Raw genomic sequence first — 19,177 nt, 5'->3', positions numbered from 1 at the left:
TATTATAGGTTTAACAAACTAATAAAATTGAATCCTAACTTACAGAAATCTATTATCAATTCTATATATTTTTAGTAGCGCGAAGCATTTCTCTTTTTCCTGGAGGACCTGGAAGTCTTTCTACAATAAAACCTACTTCTTGCATAGCTCTTCTTACACTTCCTTTTGCAGAATAAGTAACTAAAACTCCACTATCTAAAAGCGCATCGTACATTTTTCTAAAGATCTCCACTTCCCATAACTCAGGCTGCACTCTTGCTCCAAATGCATCAAAATAAATTAAATGATACCTTGATTCATCTACAATATCCTCGAAAAACTGTTGTCGCTTAGTAAGAAAAAATGTGTCAGTTATCGCTTGTTGATTCTCCCAAGAAGATTGATGAAATTGATCAAAAATCATTAATTGATCTTGAGCTGATAATTGTTTTACATAATTTAAACATTCTACTTCTTCCATTAAAACAGGATACGCTTCCACCCCAACATAATTGATCTTTTGACAAATCTTAAGCGCTTTTAGATACGTTATAAAAGCATTTAAACCTGTTCCAAAACCAATTTCTAAAATATGTAATTCAGAAATTTTTTTAGATGCTAAAATATGATCAAAACCATTCTTAATGAAAACATGTTTTGACTCGTTGATAGCTCCATGTTTAGAATGGTAATGTTCATCTAGTTCGGGGAAATGTATGGTTGTCGAACCATCAGAGGTAGTAATAATTTCCCTTTTTAGATCCTTTTTCATTATTGCTTTACTAAAACTCCTTCTGCCATAAAAGAATATGTTTTCTTAGGAGCAGTAATTGCAGCTATTTCAGTTTCAGATTTTCCTGCATCAGAAGCTAAATGGCGCAACTCTTCAACTGAAGTTTCAGAAACATAAGCTCTTCCTTGCACAATTATTGTATCATTTTCTATATCCTTTGGCACAAAAAAACCGTAGTCCTTAAATTTCACCATTGTTTCCTGGTCATCGTTTAAAGCCACTTTCATCCAACATCCTTTAGCTTTGCAAACATCATTTACAGTACTAGAAAAAGCAATATCAATAGTATCTCCTTCATTAAGATCTTTATATTTTTCCGCTATTGCTTCTTTGTACAAAACTGCTTCTGATGATATTTCTTCACCAAAATTATCGTATTGACTTATTGTAATATCTTGAATTGAGAAAGACTCTTTTTCTTTTTCAACAGAATTACAAGCTACCAGACATGATAATCCAGCAAAAAATAGTGTGATTTTTTTCATGATACATTATTATTAATGATGTTTCGCAAAATTAAACATTTTTAAAATTCTTAATTTACAAGAAAAGGGTATTTTTGTTCAAAATCGTAACTAGTATACTTACTTATTGTTTTTTTTTAAGACTTATACAACGATTAATAAAACTTTCATAACCCAATAAATAATCATCGGATGAGAAATGCAGTTCCGCAGGAGATCGAAATCACCAAGATAAATGAATCAAAAATTAGTCAAGTAGATTTTGAAAACTTAGCTTTTGGTAAAGTTTTTACAGATCATATGTTTATATGTGATTATGTCAACGGAGAATGGCAAACCCCTAAAATTGTCCCATATGGACCTCTTACTCTAGATCCGTCTGCACGAGTATTTCATTATGGACAAGCAGTTTTTGAAGGAATGAAAGCATATAAAGATGATCAAGGCGATACTTTTCTATTTAGGCCTGACGAAAATTTTAAAAGAATTAACAAATCAGCAGAACGTTTGGCAATGCCAGAATTTCCTGAGGAGTATTTTTTTGATGGACTAAACACCTTATTAAAACTAGATGATCAGTGGATTAAATCTGGTTTTGGGAACTCATTGTATATACGTCCATTTGTAATTGCTACGCAACCAAGTGTTTCTGCATCAGAGGCTGATGAATATCGTTTTATGATTATTTGTTCTCCTGCACAATCTTATTACAGTGGTGATGTTAGCGTATTAGTTGCAGAAAAGTTTAGTCGATCAGCTAGTGGAGGTTTTGGATATGCAAAAGCTGCCGGTAACTATGCCGGTCAATTTTATCCAACCAAACTAGCTAAAGAGCAAGGATATCAGCAAATAATCTGGACAGATTCTAACACACACGAATATGTAGAAGAAGCTGGAACGATGAATGTTTTCTTTAGAATTAATGATACTTTATTAACGGCCCCAGTTAGTGATAGAATCTTAGATGGGATTACTCGTAAAAGTTTGATTGCGCTAGCAGAGAAACAGGGATACAATGTAGAAGTAAGACCTATTAAAGTTAGTGAAGTTGTAGATGCTTTTAATAATGGTAGTCTTAAAGAAATATTTGGAGCTGGAACCGCAGCTGTGGTAAGTCCAGTTAAAGCTTTTGGATATAAGGGAGAACATTATGAGCTAGAAAAACAAGAAAATTCTTATGCTTCCTATTTCAAAAAATCATTAATGGATATCCAATATAATAAAGCAGAGGATTCTTTTGGTTGGAGAACTAAAGTGTAATCAAAACACAACATAAAATCATATAACAAAAATCCGGAAATATTTTTCCGGATTTTTTATTTATCTATCGATCTAGAATTTCCTTAATGTTTGGTTTAAAATAATTGGGTCCTTTCAGTACTTTACCATCTTCTCTATATATTGGTTTCCCATCTTCTCCTAATTTACTCATATTACTTCGCTGTATCTCAGCAAACACTTCTTCGATTTTATGTTGCATTCCATGTTCTATAATAGTACCGCATAAAATATAAAGCATATCACCTAATGCATCCGCCACTTCTACAAGATCATTGTTTTGCGCAGCCTCTAAATACTCTTCATTTTCTTCTTTCATTAAGTTAAAACGTAGCGTATTTTTAGCTTCACCTAAATCAGCAATAGGCTCGTTTTTATATCCTATTTCGAATGCTGTATGAAATTCCTGTACAGCAGTAATTTTATCTTTCATGTATTTCTTGTAATAAGTTATCTTTGCCGTAAAAATAGCATAAATATGTTTAGTACAGGTCAATGGATATTTGCAGGGTGTTTTGTTGTAGCTTTTATTGTTTTAATGATCATTAGCTACCGAAAAGATCTCAAACTACATCGCAAATATTACAAAGGCAGTATTTTTATTCTCATCGGTTTTATTATCTTTATTTTGTTGCTTTTTGTACTTAAAACGTATTTAAGGCCGGAATAAAAAAACTATACCCCTAGTTTTCAATTAAATAATTACAAAAATCACTAGTATCAATCGATCACTAGCTAAGTATTCTATTGGTGTTTTTTAGATATCATAAGAAATATACCTTGTATTGGGTATGGGAAAATTATATTATAAAATGAACCTTTGTTCAAGCAGTTAATATTTAATTTTTAGTCGTTATGAATTATTGGAAAAAAAGAGCTGAGAAGTTCCAAAAACTAAAAGAAAAATACGATTCTTCTTTTCAAGAACCAAGTCCTAATGGTAGATACATTATTTTATCACAAAATGATCATAATGCTAATAGGATAGAAAAAAATATCAAACGTAGTGATCTTAATTATGAACCAATCAGCTATGACAAGGTTATAAGACAAAAAAAGAGTATCGATAATGTTCTTTCTGAAAAAAAAGTCATTGTAATTAAAAAAACAGGTATCGGTATCATCAAGCTATCTGATGAAGAATTTAAATCCTCCAATAAACATTCAGACTTCTTAATAATTCCTGACTTAAAAATTCAAAATTCTAATCAGCAGTCCTCAGAAGAAATCTTAACTCACGATGACCCAAATGCCAAGATGACTTATGGAATTAGAATGGGAGAAATTAAACTTGATTCTCATTTTAAAGGAAAGCAAGTTTCAATAGCAATACTTGACACAGGAATAGATAAAAAACACCCAGATTTAAAAGACAAGATTGCGGATGGAAAATCATGGGTTGATAATGAAAATGATTTTTGTGATACAAACGGTCATGGTACACATTGCGCTGGTATAATTGTAGGAGGAATGGACTCCAATGGACTAAGGTATGGTGTTGCTCCAGAGGCTAAGTTATTCGTTGGAAAAGTGTTAGATCATAATGGGGAAGGTTTTTTATCTAACTTACTATGCGCTATAGACTGGGCTATAAAAAATGAATGCAACATTATATCAATGTCTTTAACCTCCAAATTATACGACATTAGTAATGCTGTACATTCTGACTTATTTGAAAAAGCAGAGAAAAAAAGAATTGTTATGATTGCAGCCGCTGGTAACAATAGTGATCATTCTTCTGGTACGACCCATATAATATCAAACCCTGCTGCTTCACATTCTGTAATTGCGGTAGGAGCAATTGACGAATATTACAAACTATATAACAAAAGTAATGTTGGGGTGTATCCGAGACTCCCTTTAGGCTTTGTAGCACCAGGAGTAGATATTTATTCAACTTGGTTATCTAAAAATGGAGAAAGAAACTATAAAACTTGTACCGGAACAAGTGCTTCCGCTCCATTTATTGCAGGTATATTCGCTTTAACAATTTCAAAATTTCATAACAACAGAAGAATCAATAGTTACAGACGTAGAGCTAGTCCAGAACAATTATTAAACGCAATTAATAGAAATGTTTTAGATCCATGGGACAATTCTAATCTATATGGTATTGGACTTCCACTTGCACCTAAATAATAACTAATAACCAAATATTTATAAAATGTCAAACTTACACATCGGAAATGTTGATCTTACTGATAAAGAAAACTTTCAATTTTTATACGGAAGCCAACTTTACGGAACTCTTTTTGGAATTTATGGGAAATTTACCACAGCAAACGCTGATGAAGGATATTATATAAAAGAAATAGAGTTCAAAACAATTAATTATAAAGGAATATTGGATATTAACATTTCTGAAATTAAACGACCTGAATCTAAAGATTACCAACCTCCTCAAGATCCAGATGCTAATGAAGAAAGTCCAATGCCGACACCACAAAAAGTTCTAGTTTTCCTAATAGAAGTTCAAGCATTAAAAACTGCAGATTCAGATATCCAATACATGAACTTTATTCATCAAAATGGTGGTAATGAAAACGGTATAAAAGTTGACAAAAACAATTTTTTACATTTTGATAGAAGATTAAAGAAAATACACGAGAATGGAGAAGCATTAAAAAACAATGTTTTTGATTCGGAGTTTTATTATAGAGAAGGGATTCTTCTAGATGGAGAACAATATCCAGAAGTATGTCCAAAACCAAAAACTCAATCTGATGGACCTGTTAGTTTATTAATGTCTCATTCAGGAGGAATTTGCCCTAGAGGCACTGTTAAAATAAGATAGTTATAAATGATAAAAATATTATTCTTTATTTCCCTTTACGGTTGTTGTTTTCTTTCAACAACCGTTTATTCATTTTCCAGTAACAAGCAAACTCAAGAGTTGATCATTAATAACATTGTTAACCTAGAGTATGAGAATGCAAATAGATTAATAGAAAAAATTGAAGATTGGCAATTAAAAGAAAGTTTAAAAACTTTAAATCTAATACTATACAACCAAGGTCAAGAGATTCAAGATTCCACTTCGGTTAGTTATCAAATAAATCTAAATACCAAAGACAAGCTTCTTCTTATTCTTAATAATCTTGCATTCGGATATAATGAGTTGTTTCACAAACCCAATGAAGGAACATCTTTTACTTACTTTTTTGAGGCTTACCGATTGGCAAAAGAAAAAAATGACACTAATTTAAGAATACTAACCTTATTAGGTATACTTGAATATTATCACTATGAATTTGTTCTAACTAGCAGACAATACGAAAAATACTTATTAGAACTCAAAAGTGTTGCAAAAACTCCAATTTTATATTCTTGGTATTATTTACACTACATCTATTTCAAATTAGAAAGTACTAACAAAAATGAACGAGAAGTATCTAATGAAATAGATAAACTCGAACAACAAATCAAATTGTTAAAAAAAAATCATAGAATTAGACCACTCTTTCTTTCGCTAAAAGCTATCAACTTAGGAAGACAAGGAAAAATAGAAGGGTCCAAAGAATTTCATCTAAAAACTTTAAAAGAATCTGCTGATTTTCCGTTTTTAAAATACATTAGATTCAGAACTTGCTATAAATTAGCCGAATTATACAATTTTAACTACTATACTGAGGATGGTTTGAAATATATTAAAATGGCCGAAGAACATATTGATATTTCAGATAAACTGAGAAGTCAAGTTTTTATATCAAAATACATATCCGAAAACTATAAAGCTTTAGCCGAAAAATATATTGATTCTTTTTATGCATTAAAAAAAGATAAAAGTTTATTCAGAATTGACTCAATGGCTCAAAAAGCTTTCTTGAGCTATCGAGAATCCTACACAAAATTTACACGATCTGTTCAATTAGAACATGAACTGGATTATCAAAAAAACACTTCAGACAATATTAAACTTAACAAACAACTTCAAACGGCAGAAAAAGAAAAACAAATACTAATAGAACAACAAAAAAAGAAACGTAATCAAAATATAGCCATTGGATTAGGTGGATCTCTTTTTTTAGGAAGTGTTATTGCGATTCTTATCTATAGAAACACCAAACGAAAACAACGTATCGCAGAACAGGAAAAAGAGATTGAAGTACAGAAAACAGAAAAACTACTCAAAGAACAAGAACTAACAGCAATCGATGCTATGATTTCTGGCCAGGAAAAAGAACGGCAGCGACTAGCCAATGATTTACACGACAATTTAGGTAGTACACTAGCGACAGTGAAACTGCATTTTGATCACCTAAAAAACAATCGAAATAATCCCAAAATAGAAAATATAGAAGAGTTATTCAGTAAAACAAACAACCTACTAGATGAAGCGTATCAAAAGGTTCGTACCATTGCACACGAAAAAAACAGTGGTGTTATGGCCAAACAAGGATTATTGCCTGCTGTTAGAAACCTTGCAAAAAAAGCTTCTAATGGCAATAGATTACAAATTGAAGTTCAGGATTATGGACTAGATGAGCGGCTGGACAATGCTCTGGAAATTTCCATTTTTAGAATTATTCAGGAACTGATTACCAATACTATCAAACATGCTAACGCTTCAGAAATTGCCATTTCTCTAACTAATCACGACTCTTTATTGAATATTATTGTAGAGGATAACGGAAAGGGGTTTAATGCCAAAGTATTACCAGAAAAAGATGGAATGGGGTTAAAAAGTATTGAAAAACGTATCGAACATCTCGAAGGAACTTTTGAGATTGATTCTACAATAGGAAAAGGAACGAACATTATCATAAATATACCTATATGATCACAGTAGCTATAGCAGAAGATCACCAATCGCTTATCGATGGAATAGATTTACTTCTCAAATACGAAGAAGAAATAAGCATTATCGGCAAGGCAAATGATGGCGAAGAATTGTTAGCTATTGTTAGAAGAAAACAACCAAAAGTAGTATTAATGGATATCCGTATGCCCAAAATTGATGGTATCGCAGCCACTAAAATCATCAAAAAAGAACTACCACATACCAAGATAATTGCTTTCTCGATGTTTGATCAAGAAGATGCAGTAAGACAAATGGTAGCAGCAGGAGCGTCTGGATATTTACTAAAAAACTCCCCTTTAGAAGAAGTATTGACTGCTATACAAGAAGTAATGAAAGGCAATACATATTATGACGCTACAATCGATCCTTCTTTTTTTTCTGACAAAGCAGAACAACGAGTAAAAAAGCAGGTACTCTCAAAAAGTGAACGTGAAATATTAACACTTATTGGACAAGGAAAAACCTCATCTGAAATAGCCGCGATTCGTTTTAATTCTATTTCTACAGTAGAAACGCATCGTAAAAACATTATTCGAAAACTGGGACTGCAAGGAAAAGGAGAATTATTGCGATATGCTATTGAAAAAAAATATGATTTTTAAAAGCTAAAATGTAGTTAATACAAACTAAAAATACCCTGTTACGGGTATTTTTTTATGCTCATTTCGAAGGTAGATTTGGTGTAAACAAAAAATACCATTCAAATGAAAAATCTTTATTTTATTACGTTTATTGGACTACTATGTTGCTACAGTTGTAGCGAAGACAATGGTGATTCGGGAAACCCTGGAATTTCTGATCCTGCGCAAATCGCTAACATCATGAACGACAATCTAGTACTACCTCCTGGTTCTTTTACTGTAGATCCAAGTACAGTACAAATTGATGAATCTATTAGTATAGGTAACGGGTCATCTAGCACTGTACCGATCGCATCGGGACAATCCATGACTAATTCTATATCATTTAACGCACCTAATGGAAATGTCAACGCTGTAGGAATGCGATTCGGAACAACAGGGCCAATTTATTTTGTTCCTGTAAACACCAACGGTGCCACTGCAGGTACTGGAAATTTTGATTTTTTAATCAATCAAGGAATCTGTGCAGACTTATCACAAGTATGTCATGACATCAAATGTTATGAATTTGCACAAACATCTTCTGGAAATATTTCTAGAGCTAACATCAGAGATGTAGCTATGCTCTGCGGTAATTGTGATGAACCTTCGTGTCAAGGTTTAGTTGACGTATCTGATTGCGGAGGATTAGCTGGACAAGATGGAAGCCCTAGATTCAACCTTACTTGGTCCGGAAGTGCTGATTTAGACTTATATGTTCAAGACCCAAATGGCGAGACTTTATCTTTTAACAATACACAATCCAGTTCTGGAGGCGCATTAGATGTAGACTGCACAGGGAATTGTTCAGGAGGTAATTCAGAGAATATCACTTGGGCTAATGGAGGGCCATCAGGCACATACCAATTCTATGTAAATATTTTTAGCGGAAGCTCTACCTCATACACCATAACTGTAAGAGATAATGGTAATACTGTAAATACATTTAGCGGAACTATTAGTACTGGAAATTCTAATACATTGACATACACAAAAAACTAGATCATTATTTTTTATTGAGTTCGTTAAGCTAATAAAATACCCTCAATTGGGTATTTTATTATGCTGATCTACTTTCTAATTTTAACAAAACTTTTAAATTTTTAATTATGACTAAATTAAAACTTTCAGATTTTGAAATTGACAATGTTTCTAAGAGCTACAATTTCAGAAGGACATTTTATTCAGCTCTATTAGTGTCATCTCTAGCGGTGACAACTTCTTGTACTACAGACAGTCCTATTTGTACTGATAGTAATAGTGGTGATGCAGTCGGGGCTGGTGTTAATTGTGCTGACTCAGATTAGTTTACTGTCCGATTTCAAAAACAAAAGAAGTTACTTTGTTATTTGGCAAAATTGTAACTGGAAAAATACCCTCTTTTGGGTATTTTTTTTCACTTAATTCAATTGTAGTTTTAACGTAACACTAAACATTTAAGCTATGATTAAAATTCTTACACACTCTGACAAATCATTAAAAAAATTAAAGAAGATACCTGTAAAGAAGATCCACCTTATTATTTTCTTTTCGATTCTTATGAGCTACTCCTGCTCTTTTCATCAACCTATGATCTTATAATTACAAAAACTAATATTAAAAACAACATTCTCCTTCCTAAAGCATTAAAATGAATCTACAAGAGATATTACACCCTATTACAACAGATACTTTTTTAAAAGAATATTTTGAAAAAAAACACTTAATAATAAAAAATAGAGATCGAGATTTCTTTAACAAACTTCTCTCAATACAAGATCTAGATTCTATTTTATTTTCGTTAACTAATCACCACCCGGATTTTAGGTTAGCAGATCATTCAAAAAATGAAAAACCCGATTCTAAAGAATATACAATAAAAGATTCTGATATTATTGATCCTTTAAAATTTTCTAATGCATTTGAAAATGGAAGTACTTTGGTTATGTCTGGGCTACAAAATAAAATATATAGCTTAAGAAAATTAACCAATGAGTTAGAAACATTTTTTAAGCATCGAATACAAACAAACATCTATCTTACTCCAAAAAAATCTCAAGGATTTTCTACTCATTATGATACCCACGATGTATTTATTTTTCAATTTGAAGGTTCTAAACATTGGCGTATCTACGATCAACCCGTTCCTTTAGCAGATAAAACAACTCCGTTTAATAAAGAAGAATTTATACCGGGAAAAGTAATTAATGAATTTACCTTAGAAAAAGGAGATGTATTGTACATTCCTAGAGGAATTGTTCATGATGCATATTGTACTAATCAAAATTCTGGGCACATTACAACTGGAATTATCGGTAAAACCTGGGCAGAGCATTTAGCAGAAGTTCTTTTGGAAAAATCTAAATCTATGTTACCATTAAGAAAATTTACTAAATTTCATACGATAGATGAAAACGATAAAAATAACGAAATATTAGAAGTTACTAAAGTGGTAACAGCACTTATCAAAGAACTACAAGGAGATGAAGAAATTATCGATGATTTTTACAGTAGGCAGAAAGCTATAGCCCAAGGTCAACTCAGTCAAATCATACATATTGATAGCATTAATAAAGATTCTAAAATAAAGATTCGAGAAAAAAGTAAATTTAGAATGGTCACTAATTGCGGAAAAATAAATGTAAAATTTTATGATTTAAAGCTATCCATGCCTATACAATGTAAGTCTTTCCTTAGTACTCTCATAAAAGAAGATAAAGCATTACCTATTCACAAAATTAATTGTAATCTTGATGATGAAAGCAAAATTTTAGTTACCAAACAACTTTCTAAGATTGGAGTGTTAGATATTGTTTCTTAAAATAAAAATAAAAGAATCACCTTCTAAGAGAATTTCTTTAGAAGGTGATTTATATAGCAAAGTATCTTCTTGTTAATTCACTTCAGGTAAGAAACCATATGTCTTACTATACTCTAACATTTGAGTAACAAAATCTTTTGGTTGCGTTACTTTTATCTTAATAATTTCTCCATTCTCATCCATTTCAGGAACCAATACTGGATTTACAAAACCGCTATAAGGAGCAGCAGTAAATTGTTCATTCCTTTTTAGAACTTCTGCATGAATAGTTTGGTCAACTTTCACACCATACCCCTCTACTAATGCTTCTGCTGCTTTGAAATCCCCTTCAGACTTAATACGTTGTGTTTCACGCAATAAACGTCCAAAAATTTCTCGTAATTTTGTATAATCATTAATATTGTAATACGTTTTACCTTCTCTAGTTACCTTTTCAATTACGTTCTCCTTTGCACCTTGTTCGAAAGCCCATGCACTCACCCATTGGCGATTACGCATATGAGCTTCTTCTACATCGTCGCCTAGATTAAGACGAATCAACTGGGTCATTAATCCATTTCTTATATATCCATCATAAGCTGCTTTTCCAACTTTTTCCCAATCGTCTACTAGACCTAATTCTTGTAATTTAGGGTCCATTAAATAATATAACCCAACTAAATCAGCACGTCCTTCTTCCATTGTGGATGCATAATTCTTTAACGTTTCTTTTGTTTCACCAACTCCTGGATTTAATTGTCCAGAGGCGTGCCCAACAACTTCGTGTAAAGCCGTATGTAATTTATCACCTAGTTGTCCATATTTTTCCTCCAATTCATATTCTTCATCATCGTGAACATATTCTTTAAGGCGTCCTGATCCACCAGCATTATTATACGCATTAGTAATGTTTCCTAATGAAACTGATTTAGATCCAACCGCTGCTCTAATCCAGTTAGCGTTAGGAAGGTTTACTCCAATTGGTGTGCTAGGAGATGCATCCCCAGCTTCTCCAGCAACTGTAACTACTTTATAAGTCACTCCAACTACACTATCTTTTTTATGCTCTTTCATTAATGGAGAGTTATCCTCAAACCATTGCGCATTTTCTGAAAGTACAGCCATTTTCTTAGACATGTCAAAATCTTTAATCTGTACAATTGTCTCATAAGAACCTCTATATCCTAGAGGATCATTATACACCTCGATAAAACTATTGATGTAATCAATATTACCATCAGTAGCGGCTGTCCAAGCAACATTATAATCATCCCATATCTGTAAATCACCTGTCTTATAATATTGAATTAATAATGCTAATGCATCTCCTTGTGCCTGATTTTCGGCAACTCCTTGAGCTTTTTCTAACCATTTAATGATTTCATCAATAGCAGTTCCATATAAACCTCCTGATTTATAAACTCTTTCTTTTAATACTCCATTCTCCTTTACTAATTGAGAATTCAAACCATAGGATAAAGGTTTTTTAGGGTCTGGAGATTTTAAGTTAGTATAAAAAGAAGTAACATCTTTATTGGTTACACCAGGACCATAAAAATTCACTGCTGATAATGCAACGTTATCAACTCCTTTCGCCTGATTTACTTTTTTTGTGTCATCCTCATTAAAAATCACATTAACAGCATCTTCTGATAATTCAGTTTTAGTTTCCGTCAAAAGAGAAGTTAAGTAATCTTTGTTAAATTCTGGTTTGATCTTATCATTGCTATAATGATGGTGGATTCCATTAGAAAACCAAACTCTTTTTAGATATGTTTCAAAAGATTTCCAATCATCAGATGTTTTATCTCCTGTATATGAAGTATACACTTTTTCTAATGATTTTCTAATTGATAGATTATGACGATAGTTTTGATCCCACATAATATCTCTTCCGCTAAGTCCTGCTTGTGTAAGATAATAGACTAACTTTTGTTCTTTAAGAGAAAGGTTCTCCCATCCCGGAATTTGATATCTAAGAACTTTTATATCAGAAAATTGTTCTACAAGATGATCAAATTTTTCTTCTACTACTTCTTGTTTCGTTTCTTCTTGATTAATCTGATCCTGTATACTTGGATCCTTTTTACAAGCTATTAGCATTGCACTAATGGCTATGAAAAATATTATACGATTAAATTTCATTTGTTTATGTTTATTGTTTGCAGCAAATGTAACGAAATAAAAAAAATCCCAAATTTGAACCATTATAACATCTAAGAGCAATTTTGTCTAATAATCTAAATTACCATAACCCACTGAAAGTCTTTAGACTAAAACCCATTTTAAAAATTGATTATATTAGCTTCTGAAAAAACCTAAACTAACTAACATGAAAATCATAAAATATCTATTCTTTCTCTTACTAATTATAGTTATCGGTGGTGGCGCTTATGTAGCTATGACTGATGGCAAATTTCAGTTAGAAGAAAGTAGAGTAATTGATGCTCCAGACGAGCTTATTTTTAATACTGTTAATGACTATAAAACTTGGGAAAATTGGAATCCTTGGATGGACGATTCTGAAGATTTGATTTTAGAATACGCTAACCAAACTAGTGGTAATGGAGCTTCTTATAGCTGGAAAAGTGAAACGCAGGAAGATGGACAAATGAAAACCATAAAGGCTGCTCCTTTTTCGAGTATTGAACAAAAACTTTCAATTGTTTTACCGGTAGTAGATGAAATTACTAATGATGTTTATTGGAAATTTGAAAAACTTGAAAGCAAAAAAACAAAAGTTACTTGGGGAATAAAAGGAGAACAAGGTTTTATGGAGAAATTATTTTGGATGACAAAAGATAGTACTGCATCCGAAAGCATGAGACCTATGTATAAAGAAGGACTAGAGAAATTAGATGCCTATTCTATTGAAAAAATGAAAGAATATTCTATCAATGTTGATGGAGTTACTGAACATAGAGGAGGTTTTTACATGTACATTGCCACAGCATCATCTATTGCTGAAATTTCTCAAAAAATGGAGCAAATGATACCTTCTGTTGTATCATATGTACAACAGAATAGCCTTCCTCAAACTGGCATGCCTTTTACTATATACAATGAATATAATGAAGCTCAAGGAACAGCTATCTACTCTACTGGTGTTCCTGTAAGAGAAGAAGTAGTTACACCAGCCGACAGTAATATTTTATGCGGCTCATTACCTAAACAAAGAGTTGTAAAAATCACATTAAAAGGAGACTACATAAACTTAAAAGAAGCCTGGGAAGCTGGTTACAAATACATAGAACAAAATGCATTAGAAGCTAATCCTGCATCTCCTGCTTTTGAAATATATCGATCTAGTTCTGATTTACAACCGAATCCAGCCGAATGGATTACGGAAATTTATATACCAATAATATAGTAGTTACTAATATTAAATGAAACAATTACTTCTAGTATTTATAGGAGGAGGCACAGGTAGTGTAGCTAGGTTTCTTATCAGTAAATATCTGAATAATGAGGCTACTGGAATTCCTTATGGAACTTTTGCAGCAAACATTCTAGGTAGTTTTCTGATAGGTATCGTTTTGGGACTAGCTCTAAAAAACAATGTTTTATCACAGAATACTATTTTATTTCTTGCTACAGGGTTTTGTGGTGGGTTTACGACATTCTCTACATTTGCCTATGAAAATCATATGCTTTTACGATCTGGTGACTTTATAAACTTTGGATTATATGCCATAGGTACTTTTGTCATAGGGTTTCTTTTAGTATTTTTAGGAATGTGGATTGTAAAATAATAGCATCTACTAATTTATATTATTCTTTTAAAACCCTTTATCCTCATTAGATTAATACCATAAATAACAAATGAAAAAAATAGAAGCAATCATTCGTAAGTCAAGATTTAAAGAAGTTAGAGATGCATTGCATGAAATAGAAGTAAACTTCTTTACCTACTGGGATGTTACTGGTGTAGGTAATGAACAAAAAGGTCATGTTTATAGAGGTATTAGTTACAGCACCACTGATATACAGCGTAGATATCTATCTATAGTAGTTTCTGATGAGTTTGAAAAAAAGACAGTAGATACTATTATTAATGCTGCCAAAACTGGAGATGTTGGAGACGGAAAGATTTTTGTCTCGGAAATACAAAACACCTATAGAATACGAACAGGGGAGCATGGAAATCAAGCTTTGAACTAAAATAAAAAATATCTTAAAAAAAAGGCTTATCAATATGATAAGCCTTTTCTATTTTTAATACAATTCTTAACCTTTATTGATACATAATTTAACAAATTATAAACACTAAAGTTGTTTTTAACTTCTGAAATTCAAAAAATCACTTTAAAAATTCTTAAAAAATCGCTTATTAAACATTAATGTCTAATTTTTTGAGGGCATAAAATTAAAAATATGTAAAAATAACCAATCAACCCCCATTTTTTATTGGGGTAAAATTGTTTTAACATAGTTTTACGGCTCCAATTAAAAACAAATTAATACCAATTAATGTTTATTATGAAAACAAAAACCGTAACAAAACTTTTCAAAAAAGTATGCCTTCTTTCTCTTGCGCTAGTCAGCTTTACCACCATAGCACAGGAAGAAGAAAAAAAATGGTTCGATAACTTTTCGGTTAATGGATCTGTTGATGGATATTTCAGATATAATTTTGGAGCACAAAATGACAATTCTACCGCACCAGCGACTTCTTTTGCCAATCAATCTGGGTTTGCACTAGGTATGGCAAATCTAATTCTTGGTTATGAGGGAGAAAAAGTAGGATTTGTAGCTGATCTTGTATTTGGGCCAAGAGGTGAAGATGCCGTATTTCTTTCTGATGGTTCTTCGCAAATTGTAAACCAATTATATGCATACTGGAATGTAACTGAGAAATTCAAACTAACTTTTGGAAACTTTAATACGTTTCTTGGGTATGAAGTAATTTCTCCAACAGGTAATTTTAATTACTCCACTTCTTATATGTTCTCCTATGGGCCTTTTTCTCATACAGGACTTAAGGCTGATTTCGCTATCAATGATAGTTGGTCTGCTATGGTAGCAATTATGAACCCTACAGATTACACAGAGAATAATCCTTTTGACACTTATATTTTTGGTGCGCAAGTTGGGTATGCTGCAGATAATGGTAGTGCATATTTAAACTTTAGATATGGAAATGAAGGTGAGCCAGGGTTGGTAGGACCTACTTTTCAAGTGGATCTTACTACAGGATGGGATCTTTCTGAAAAATTTTACTTAGGAGTAAATACAACATATTTAACTACAGAGGATCAAGGAGATGCTGATGCATCTGGATTTTATGGTGTAGCATTATATCCACAATTCAAAACTACAGAAAAGTTCACCCTAGGATTAAGAGGAGAATATTTCTCTGTATTTAATGGAGGATTAGTTGATGTCGTTGGTCTTGATGCTGAAGGTGATGGTAGTGTGATTGCTGCTACACTAACAGGAAGTTATGATATTGGTGATCTTACGCTTAAACCTGAATTAAGATTAGATTCTACTTCTGAGGATTTCTTCTCAGACAATGATGGAGAAGCAACAAAAAGTCTTTCGTCTTTTGTGCTTGGAGCCATCTATAAGTTTTAATATATTATAGTTTAATATATTTGTTTGTTTATGCAAAAAGCGCTCTGATTTTTCAGAGCGCTTTTTATTTATTTGTTTACCTCGTGTTTATTATATTTTTTAACACCAACTGGTATTTCCAATTCTAAATGATTCTCTTCTGGAGGAATTGGGCAAGAATATCGTGCACTATATGCACAATAAGGATTATATGCCTTATTAAAATCTATAACAATTGTATCAGCATCTGGAATCTTAAGATCTATAAAACGTCCTCCTCCGTAACTAGTTTCTCCATTTGTTAAATCCGTAAAAGGAAGAAAAAGATAATCTTCATACTCAGGTTGTGTTTTTAGTCCTTGGTTTTGATAAACATTCAATATCCACTCTCTATCCTGTAGCATAAAATGAGCTTCTCCATATTTCACATAAACGGGTTCTCTATCCGTTGTAGTTTTCATGATAAAAGGAGTTTCATATGGAGTTCGAATAAACTTTGCAGTAATACTATACGTAGTATCAATATCAAAAAAATCAAGCTCTTTAAATGTCTTAAAATCTTTAGGTGTTAAGGGTGATTCTTCTTCAGAGGCAAATTCTTTATTTAGCTCTTCTTGAAAAGTTAATATTTTTTTTATGGTCGTAGAATCTTGAGCCATTACATGACCAAAGAATAGTATTAGTAAAAAAGATAATTTATGCACTGTCCCCTTATTTTTTGCAAAAGTACAAACCATTAGCAATAAACAAGTTAATATTCTCTAAAATTGCAGTTAGTTTTTCGACAAAAGGTTACTTTTATGGGTTTTTAGAAAACTAACCATAGCTACCGTGAAAAAACTTTTACGTAATTATATTGACACTTTTTCTGGGTTATCAAAAGAAGTTTGGTGGTTAGCACTTATTACATTGATCAATAGAATGGGTGCCATGGTCATTCCTTTTTTATCTTTATACCTGTCTGATAATTTATGTTTTTCTTTAGGTCAGATTGGTTGGGTAATGACAAGTTATGGACTTGGTTCTCTATTAGGTGCTTGGATAGGAGGAAAATTAAGCGATACAATAGGTTACTACAAGGTAATCTTAAGTTCTTTACTATTAACAGGACTCTCATTTTTTGTTGTTCAATATTTCACTAGCTTCTGGAGTATCTGTATTAGTTTTTTCGTATTAATAGCAGTTGCTGATGCCGCTCGTCCTGCATTTTTTGTTGCGCTAAGTGCTTATAGCAAACCTGCCAACAAAACCAGATCTTTAACTTTTATTAGATTAGCAATAAACTTAGGATTCTCTATGGCTCCTGCGTTAGGAGGTCTTATGATTGCCACAATCGGTTACTCTGGATTGTTCTGGGTTGATGGAATCACGTGCATTATTGCTGGAATTATCATGATTAAGACTTTACACCCTAAAAAAGCAAGAATAATTGACAAAGAAATTATCGTAGATAACCCAACTCCGGCTTATAGTGATAGTGTGTATATAATGTTTTTAATAGCACTTACTCTATTTGGATTTATTTTTGTCCAATATTTTTCCACTATTCCTCTTTATTATAAAGAGGTCCATTTCTTATCCGAAAGAAATATAGGTTTAATACTGGCTATGAATGGAGTGCTAATTTTTATATTTGAAATGCCATTGATAGCTTATTTAGAATCTACTTCGTTATCAAAAATTGGAAATGTAATTAATGGTTTTCTCTTAACCGGAGTTAGTTTTATATTATTAATAATAACTCCCTGGGCGGGGATTGTAATTATTGGTATGATCATCGCAACTGTTGGAGAAATGATTTCGTTTCCATTCGGAAATGCTTTTGCTTTAGATCGATCAAAAAAAGGAAGACAAGGTGCCTATATGGGGCTATACAGTATGTCTTTTTCCTTTGCTCATATATTTGGCCATAATTCAGGAATGCAATTTATAAATCAATATGGTTATAACAACACTTGGGTATTAATGACTATCATTTCCATGGTTGGAATATTTTTATTGTTTGTTGTAAAGCAAAAGGTCAATAAAGAGAATACTTCAAAAGAATTAAAATCTGTTTAAGAAATAAATTATGAGAAAGATATTATACACAGTTTTTCTATCTGCAATAATAATTAGTTGTCAAGAAAAGAAAGAAGAAAAAAATATTCTAAACGAGAAAGAACAGGCAACAAAATTAGAGAAGAAAAAAATATTTCCAAAACTAGTGCCAAACCGTTATAATGTAGCTTTTTTATTGATGAATGGTACTTACAACACCGAATTCACAGCTCCTTTTGATATTTTTCAACACACTCAATATCGTGAAAACATAAAGCAAATGAATGTTTTTACAGTTGCTAATACAGATGACCCAATTACTACTTTTGAAGGTGTAAAAATAATCCCTGATTATAATTATTTAAAAGATGTATTACCTAAAATTGATATTCTTGTAATACCAAGCGCAGAACATCATCTTGATACAGATCTAGAAGATACAGCAATGATAGATTTTGTAAAAAAAGTGAATCAAACTGCCTTGTATATGACTTCTCATTGTGATGGCGCTTTTGTATTAGCGAAAGCAGGAGCGTTAAATAATATAGTTTCGACAACTTTCCCTAGTGATATTGATAAAATGAGAGAAATGTTTCCTGATTTAGATATTAGAAAAGAAATCTTGTTTGTTCATGATGGAAAATACATTACTTCTGCTGGTGGTGCCAAAAGTTTTGAGGCAGCTTTATACCTGTGTGAGCATTTATATGGAGCAGAGATCGCACAATCTCTAGCGGGCGGACTTGTAATTGACTGGAAACTAGATGATGTTCCTCATTTAATAATCTCGAAATAGTTATAGATCATCACAAAAAATATAAAAGCGCTCCTACTAAGGAACGCTTTCATCAATTTTAGGGCTAATTA

General features: G+C 32.0%; 19 protein-coding genes. 14 read left to right on the top strand and 5 right to left on the bottom strand.

What is annotated here, in order from left to right:
- Positions 1–61: 61 nt before the first annotated feature.
- The gene (gene mnmC2 / locus BMY33_RS16130; protein WP_091410487.1) at positions 62–751 is read right to left on the bottom strand and encodes a tRNA (5-methylaminomethyl-2-thiouridine)(34)-methyltransferase MnmC2; all 690 of its coding nucleotides are present in this window, start codon (positions 749–751) and stop codon (positions 62–64) included.
- Complete coding sequence (locus tag BMY33_RS16125; protein ID WP_091410485.1) at positions 751–1,257, bottom strand: DUF4920 domain-containing protein; 507 nt, start codon at positions 1,255–1,257, stop codon at positions 751–753. Before BMY33_RS16125 ends, mnmC2 begins: the two co-directional genes overlap by 1 nt.
- Positions 1,258–1,428: 171 nt before the next feature.
- Here BMY33_RS16125 and BMY33_RS16120 point away from each other — a divergent pair, with 171 nt between their 5' ends.
- A complete protein-coding gene (locus tag BMY33_RS16120) occupies positions 1,429–2,496 on the top strand; it encodes a branched-chain amino acid aminotransferase (protein ID WP_091410484.1) in 1,068 nt (355 codons plus the stop codon).
- A 64-nt stretch (positions 2,497–2,560) separates the two neighbouring features.
- Here BMY33_RS16120 and BMY33_RS16115 read toward each other — a convergent pair whose 3' ends face one another.
- Entirely contained in the window at positions 2,561–2,947 is a 387-nt protein-coding gene (locus BMY33_RS16115; RefSeq protein ID WP_091410482.1) for a pyrophosphohydrolase domain-containing protein, read from the bottom strand.
- A gap of 422 nt (positions 2,948–3,369) precedes the next feature.
- Here BMY33_RS16115 and BMY33_RS16105 point away from each other — a divergent pair, with 422 nt between their 5' ends.
- From BMY33_RS16105 to BMY33_RS16075, 7 genes are all read left to right on the top strand, one after another.
- Positions 3,370–4,653, top strand: a complete 1,284-nt coding sequence (locus BMY33_RS16105; protein WP_091410479.1) for a S8 family peptidase — start codon at positions 3,370–3,372, stop codon at positions 4,651–4,653.
- Between the two features lie 25 nt (positions 4,654–4,678).
- Positions 4,679–5,308, top strand: a complete 630-nt coding sequence (locus tag BMY33_RS16100) for a hypothetical protein (RefSeq protein WP_091410478.1) — start codon at positions 4,679–4,681, stop codon at positions 5,306–5,308.
- A 99-nt stretch (positions 5,309–5,407) separates the two neighbouring features.
- On the top strand, positions 5,408–7,294 hold the full coding sequence (locus tag BMY33_RS16095; protein ID WP_170837098.1) for a sensor histidine kinase: 1,887 nt from the start codon (positions 5,408–5,410) through the stop codon (positions 7,292–7,294).
- A complete protein-coding gene (locus BMY33_RS16090) occupies positions 7,291–7,917 on the top strand; it encodes a response regulator transcription factor (protein WP_091410475.1) in 627 nt (208 codons plus the stop codon). The genes BMY33_RS16095 and BMY33_RS16090 overlap by 4 nt, the downstream gene beginning before the upstream one ends.
- Before the next feature lie 102 nt (positions 7,918–8,019).
- On the top strand, positions 8,020–8,937 hold the full coding sequence (locus BMY33_RS16085; protein ID WP_091410473.1) for a YfaP family protein: 918 nt from the start codon (positions 8,020–8,022) through the stop codon (positions 8,935–8,937).
- A gap of 107 nt (positions 8,938–9,044) precedes the next feature.
- Positions 9,045–9,242, top strand: a complete 198-nt coding sequence (locus tag BMY33_RS16080; RefSeq protein ID WP_091410471.1) for a hypothetical protein — start codon at positions 9,045–9,047, stop codon at positions 9,240–9,242.
- A 323-nt stretch (positions 9,243–9,565) separates the two neighbouring features.
- On the top strand, positions 9,566–10,735 hold the full coding sequence (locus BMY33_RS16075) for a cupin domain-containing protein (protein ID WP_091410468.1): 1,170 nt from the start codon (positions 9,566–9,568) through the stop codon (positions 10,733–10,735).
- 72 nt (positions 10,736–10,807) lie between these two features.
- Here BMY33_RS16075 and BMY33_RS16070 read toward each other — a convergent pair whose 3' ends face one another.
- The gene (locus BMY33_RS16070) at positions 10,808–12,859 is read right to left on the bottom strand and encodes a dipeptidyl-peptidase 3 family protein (protein WP_091410968.1); all 2,052 of its coding nucleotides are present in this window, start codon (positions 12,857–12,859) and stop codon (positions 10,808–10,810) included.
- A gap of 187 nt (positions 12,860–13,046) precedes the next feature.
- Here BMY33_RS16070 and BMY33_RS16065 point away from each other — a divergent pair, with 187 nt between their 5' ends.
- The 4 genes from BMY33_RS16065 (at position 13,047) to BMY33_RS16050 (ending at position 16,291) form a co-directional block, all read left to right on the top strand.
- Entirely contained in the window at positions 13,047–14,084 is a 1,038-nt protein-coding gene (locus tag BMY33_RS16065; RefSeq protein ID WP_091410466.1) for an SRPBCC family protein, read from the top strand.
- A 16-nt stretch (positions 14,085–14,100) separates the two neighbouring features.
- Positions 14,101–14,466: a fluoride efflux transporter CrcB gene (gene crcB, locus BMY33_RS16060; RefSeq protein ID WP_091410465.1), complete on the top strand. Its 366-nt coding sequence runs from the start codon at positions 14,101–14,103 to the stop codon at positions 14,464–14,466.
- A gap of 70 nt (positions 14,467–14,536) precedes the next feature.
- Positions 14,537–14,875: a P-II family nitrogen regulator gene (locus tag BMY33_RS16055; RefSeq protein ID WP_091410463.1), complete on the top strand. Its 339-nt coding sequence runs from the start codon at positions 14,537–14,539 to the stop codon at positions 14,873–14,875.
- A gap of 318 nt (positions 14,876–15,193) precedes the next feature.
- Complete coding sequence (locus BMY33_RS16050) at positions 15,194–16,291, top strand: porin (RefSeq protein WP_091410966.1); 1,098 nt, start codon at positions 15,194–15,196, stop codon at positions 16,289–16,291.
- Between the two features lie 68 nt (positions 16,292–16,359).
- Here BMY33_RS16050 and BMY33_RS16045 read toward each other — a convergent pair whose 3' ends face one another.
- Complete coding sequence (locus BMY33_RS16045; RefSeq protein WP_244543040.1) at positions 16,360–16,974, bottom strand: DUF1684 domain-containing protein; 615 nt, start codon at positions 16,972–16,974, stop codon at positions 16,360–16,362.
- Between the two features lie 127 nt (positions 16,975–17,101).
- Here BMY33_RS16045 and BMY33_RS16040 point away from each other — a divergent pair, with 127 nt between their 5' ends.
- Both BMY33_RS16040 and BMY33_RS16035 read left to right on the top strand, forming a co-directional pair.
- A complete protein-coding gene (locus tag BMY33_RS16040) occupies positions 17,102–18,331 on the top strand; it encodes an MFS transporter (RefSeq protein ID WP_091410461.1) in 1,230 nt (409 codons plus the stop codon).
- A gap of 10 nt (positions 18,332–18,341) precedes the next feature.
- A complete protein-coding gene (locus tag BMY33_RS16035; protein ID WP_091410459.1) occupies positions 18,342–19,106 on the top strand; it encodes a DJ-1/PfpI family protein in 765 nt (254 codons plus the stop codon).
- Positions 19,107–19,177 lie beyond the last annotated feature (71 nt).

The organism is Aquimarina amphilecti (assembly GCF_900109375.1).
Classification (GTDB): Bacteria; Bacteroidota; Bacteroidia; order Flavobacteriales; family Flavobacteriaceae; genus Aquimarina; species Aquimarina amphilecti.
This window is presented reverse-complemented; position numbering and strand designations above follow the sequence as displayed.

Coding starts and splice junctions, on each gene's coding strand:
- BMY33_RS16100 (WP_091410478.1), top strand. CDS start 4,679: ATGTCAAACTTACACATCGGAAATGTTGATCTTACTGATAAAGAAAAC.
- BMY33_RS16125 (WP_091410485.1), bottom strand. CDS start 1,257: ATGAAAAAAATCACACTATTTTTTGCTGGATTATCATGTCTGGTAGCT.
- BMY33_RS16055 (WP_091410463.1), top strand. CDS start 14,537: ATGAAAAAAATAGAAGCAATCATTCGTAAGTCAAGATTTAAAGAAGTT.
- mnmC2 (WP_091410487.1), bottom strand. CDS start 751: ATGAAAAAGGATCTAAAAAGGGAAATTATTACTACCTCTGATGGTTCG.
- BMY33_RS16090 (WP_091410475.1), top strand. CDS start 7,291: ATGATCACAGTAGCTATAGCAGAAGATCACCAATCGCTTATCGATGGA.
- crcB (WP_091410465.1), top strand. CDS start 14,101: ATGAAACAATTACTTCTAGTATTTATAGGAGGAGGCACAGGTAGTGTA.
- BMY33_RS16070 (WP_091410968.1), bottom strand. CDS start 12,859: ATGAAATTTAATCGTATAATATTTTTCATAGCCATTAGTGCAATGCTA.
- BMY33_RS16050 (WP_091410966.1), top strand. CDS start 15,194: ATGAAAACAAAAACCGTAACAAAACTTTTCAAAAAAGTATGCCTTCTT.
- BMY33_RS16065 (WP_091410466.1), top strand. CDS start 13,047: ATGAAAATCATAAAATATCTATTCTTTCTCTTACTAATTATAGTTATC.
- BMY33_RS16075 (WP_091410468.1), top strand. CDS start 9,566: ATGAATCTACAAGAGATATTACACCCTATTACAACAGATACTTTTTTA.
- BMY33_RS16115 (WP_091410482.1), bottom strand. CDS start 2,947: ATGAAAGATAAAATTACTGCTGTACAGGAATTTCATACAGCATTCGAA.
- BMY33_RS16080 (WP_091410471.1), top strand. CDS start 9,045: ATGACTAAATTAAAACTTTCAGATTTTGAAATTGACAATGTTTCTAAG.
- BMY33_RS16105 (WP_091410479.1), top strand. CDS start 3,370: ATGAATTATTGGAAAAAAAGAGCTGAGAAGTTCCAAAAACTAAAAGAA.
- BMY33_RS16085 (WP_091410473.1), top strand. CDS start 8,020: ATGAAAAATCTTTATTTTATTACGTTTATTGGACTACTATGTTGCTAC.
- BMY33_RS16035 (WP_091410459.1), top strand. CDS start 18,342: ATGAGAAAGATATTATACACAGTTTTTCTATCTGCAATAATAATTAGT.
- BMY33_RS16120 (WP_091410484.1), top strand. CDS start 1,429: ATGAGAAATGCAGTTCCGCAGGAGATCGAAATCACCAAGATAAATGAA.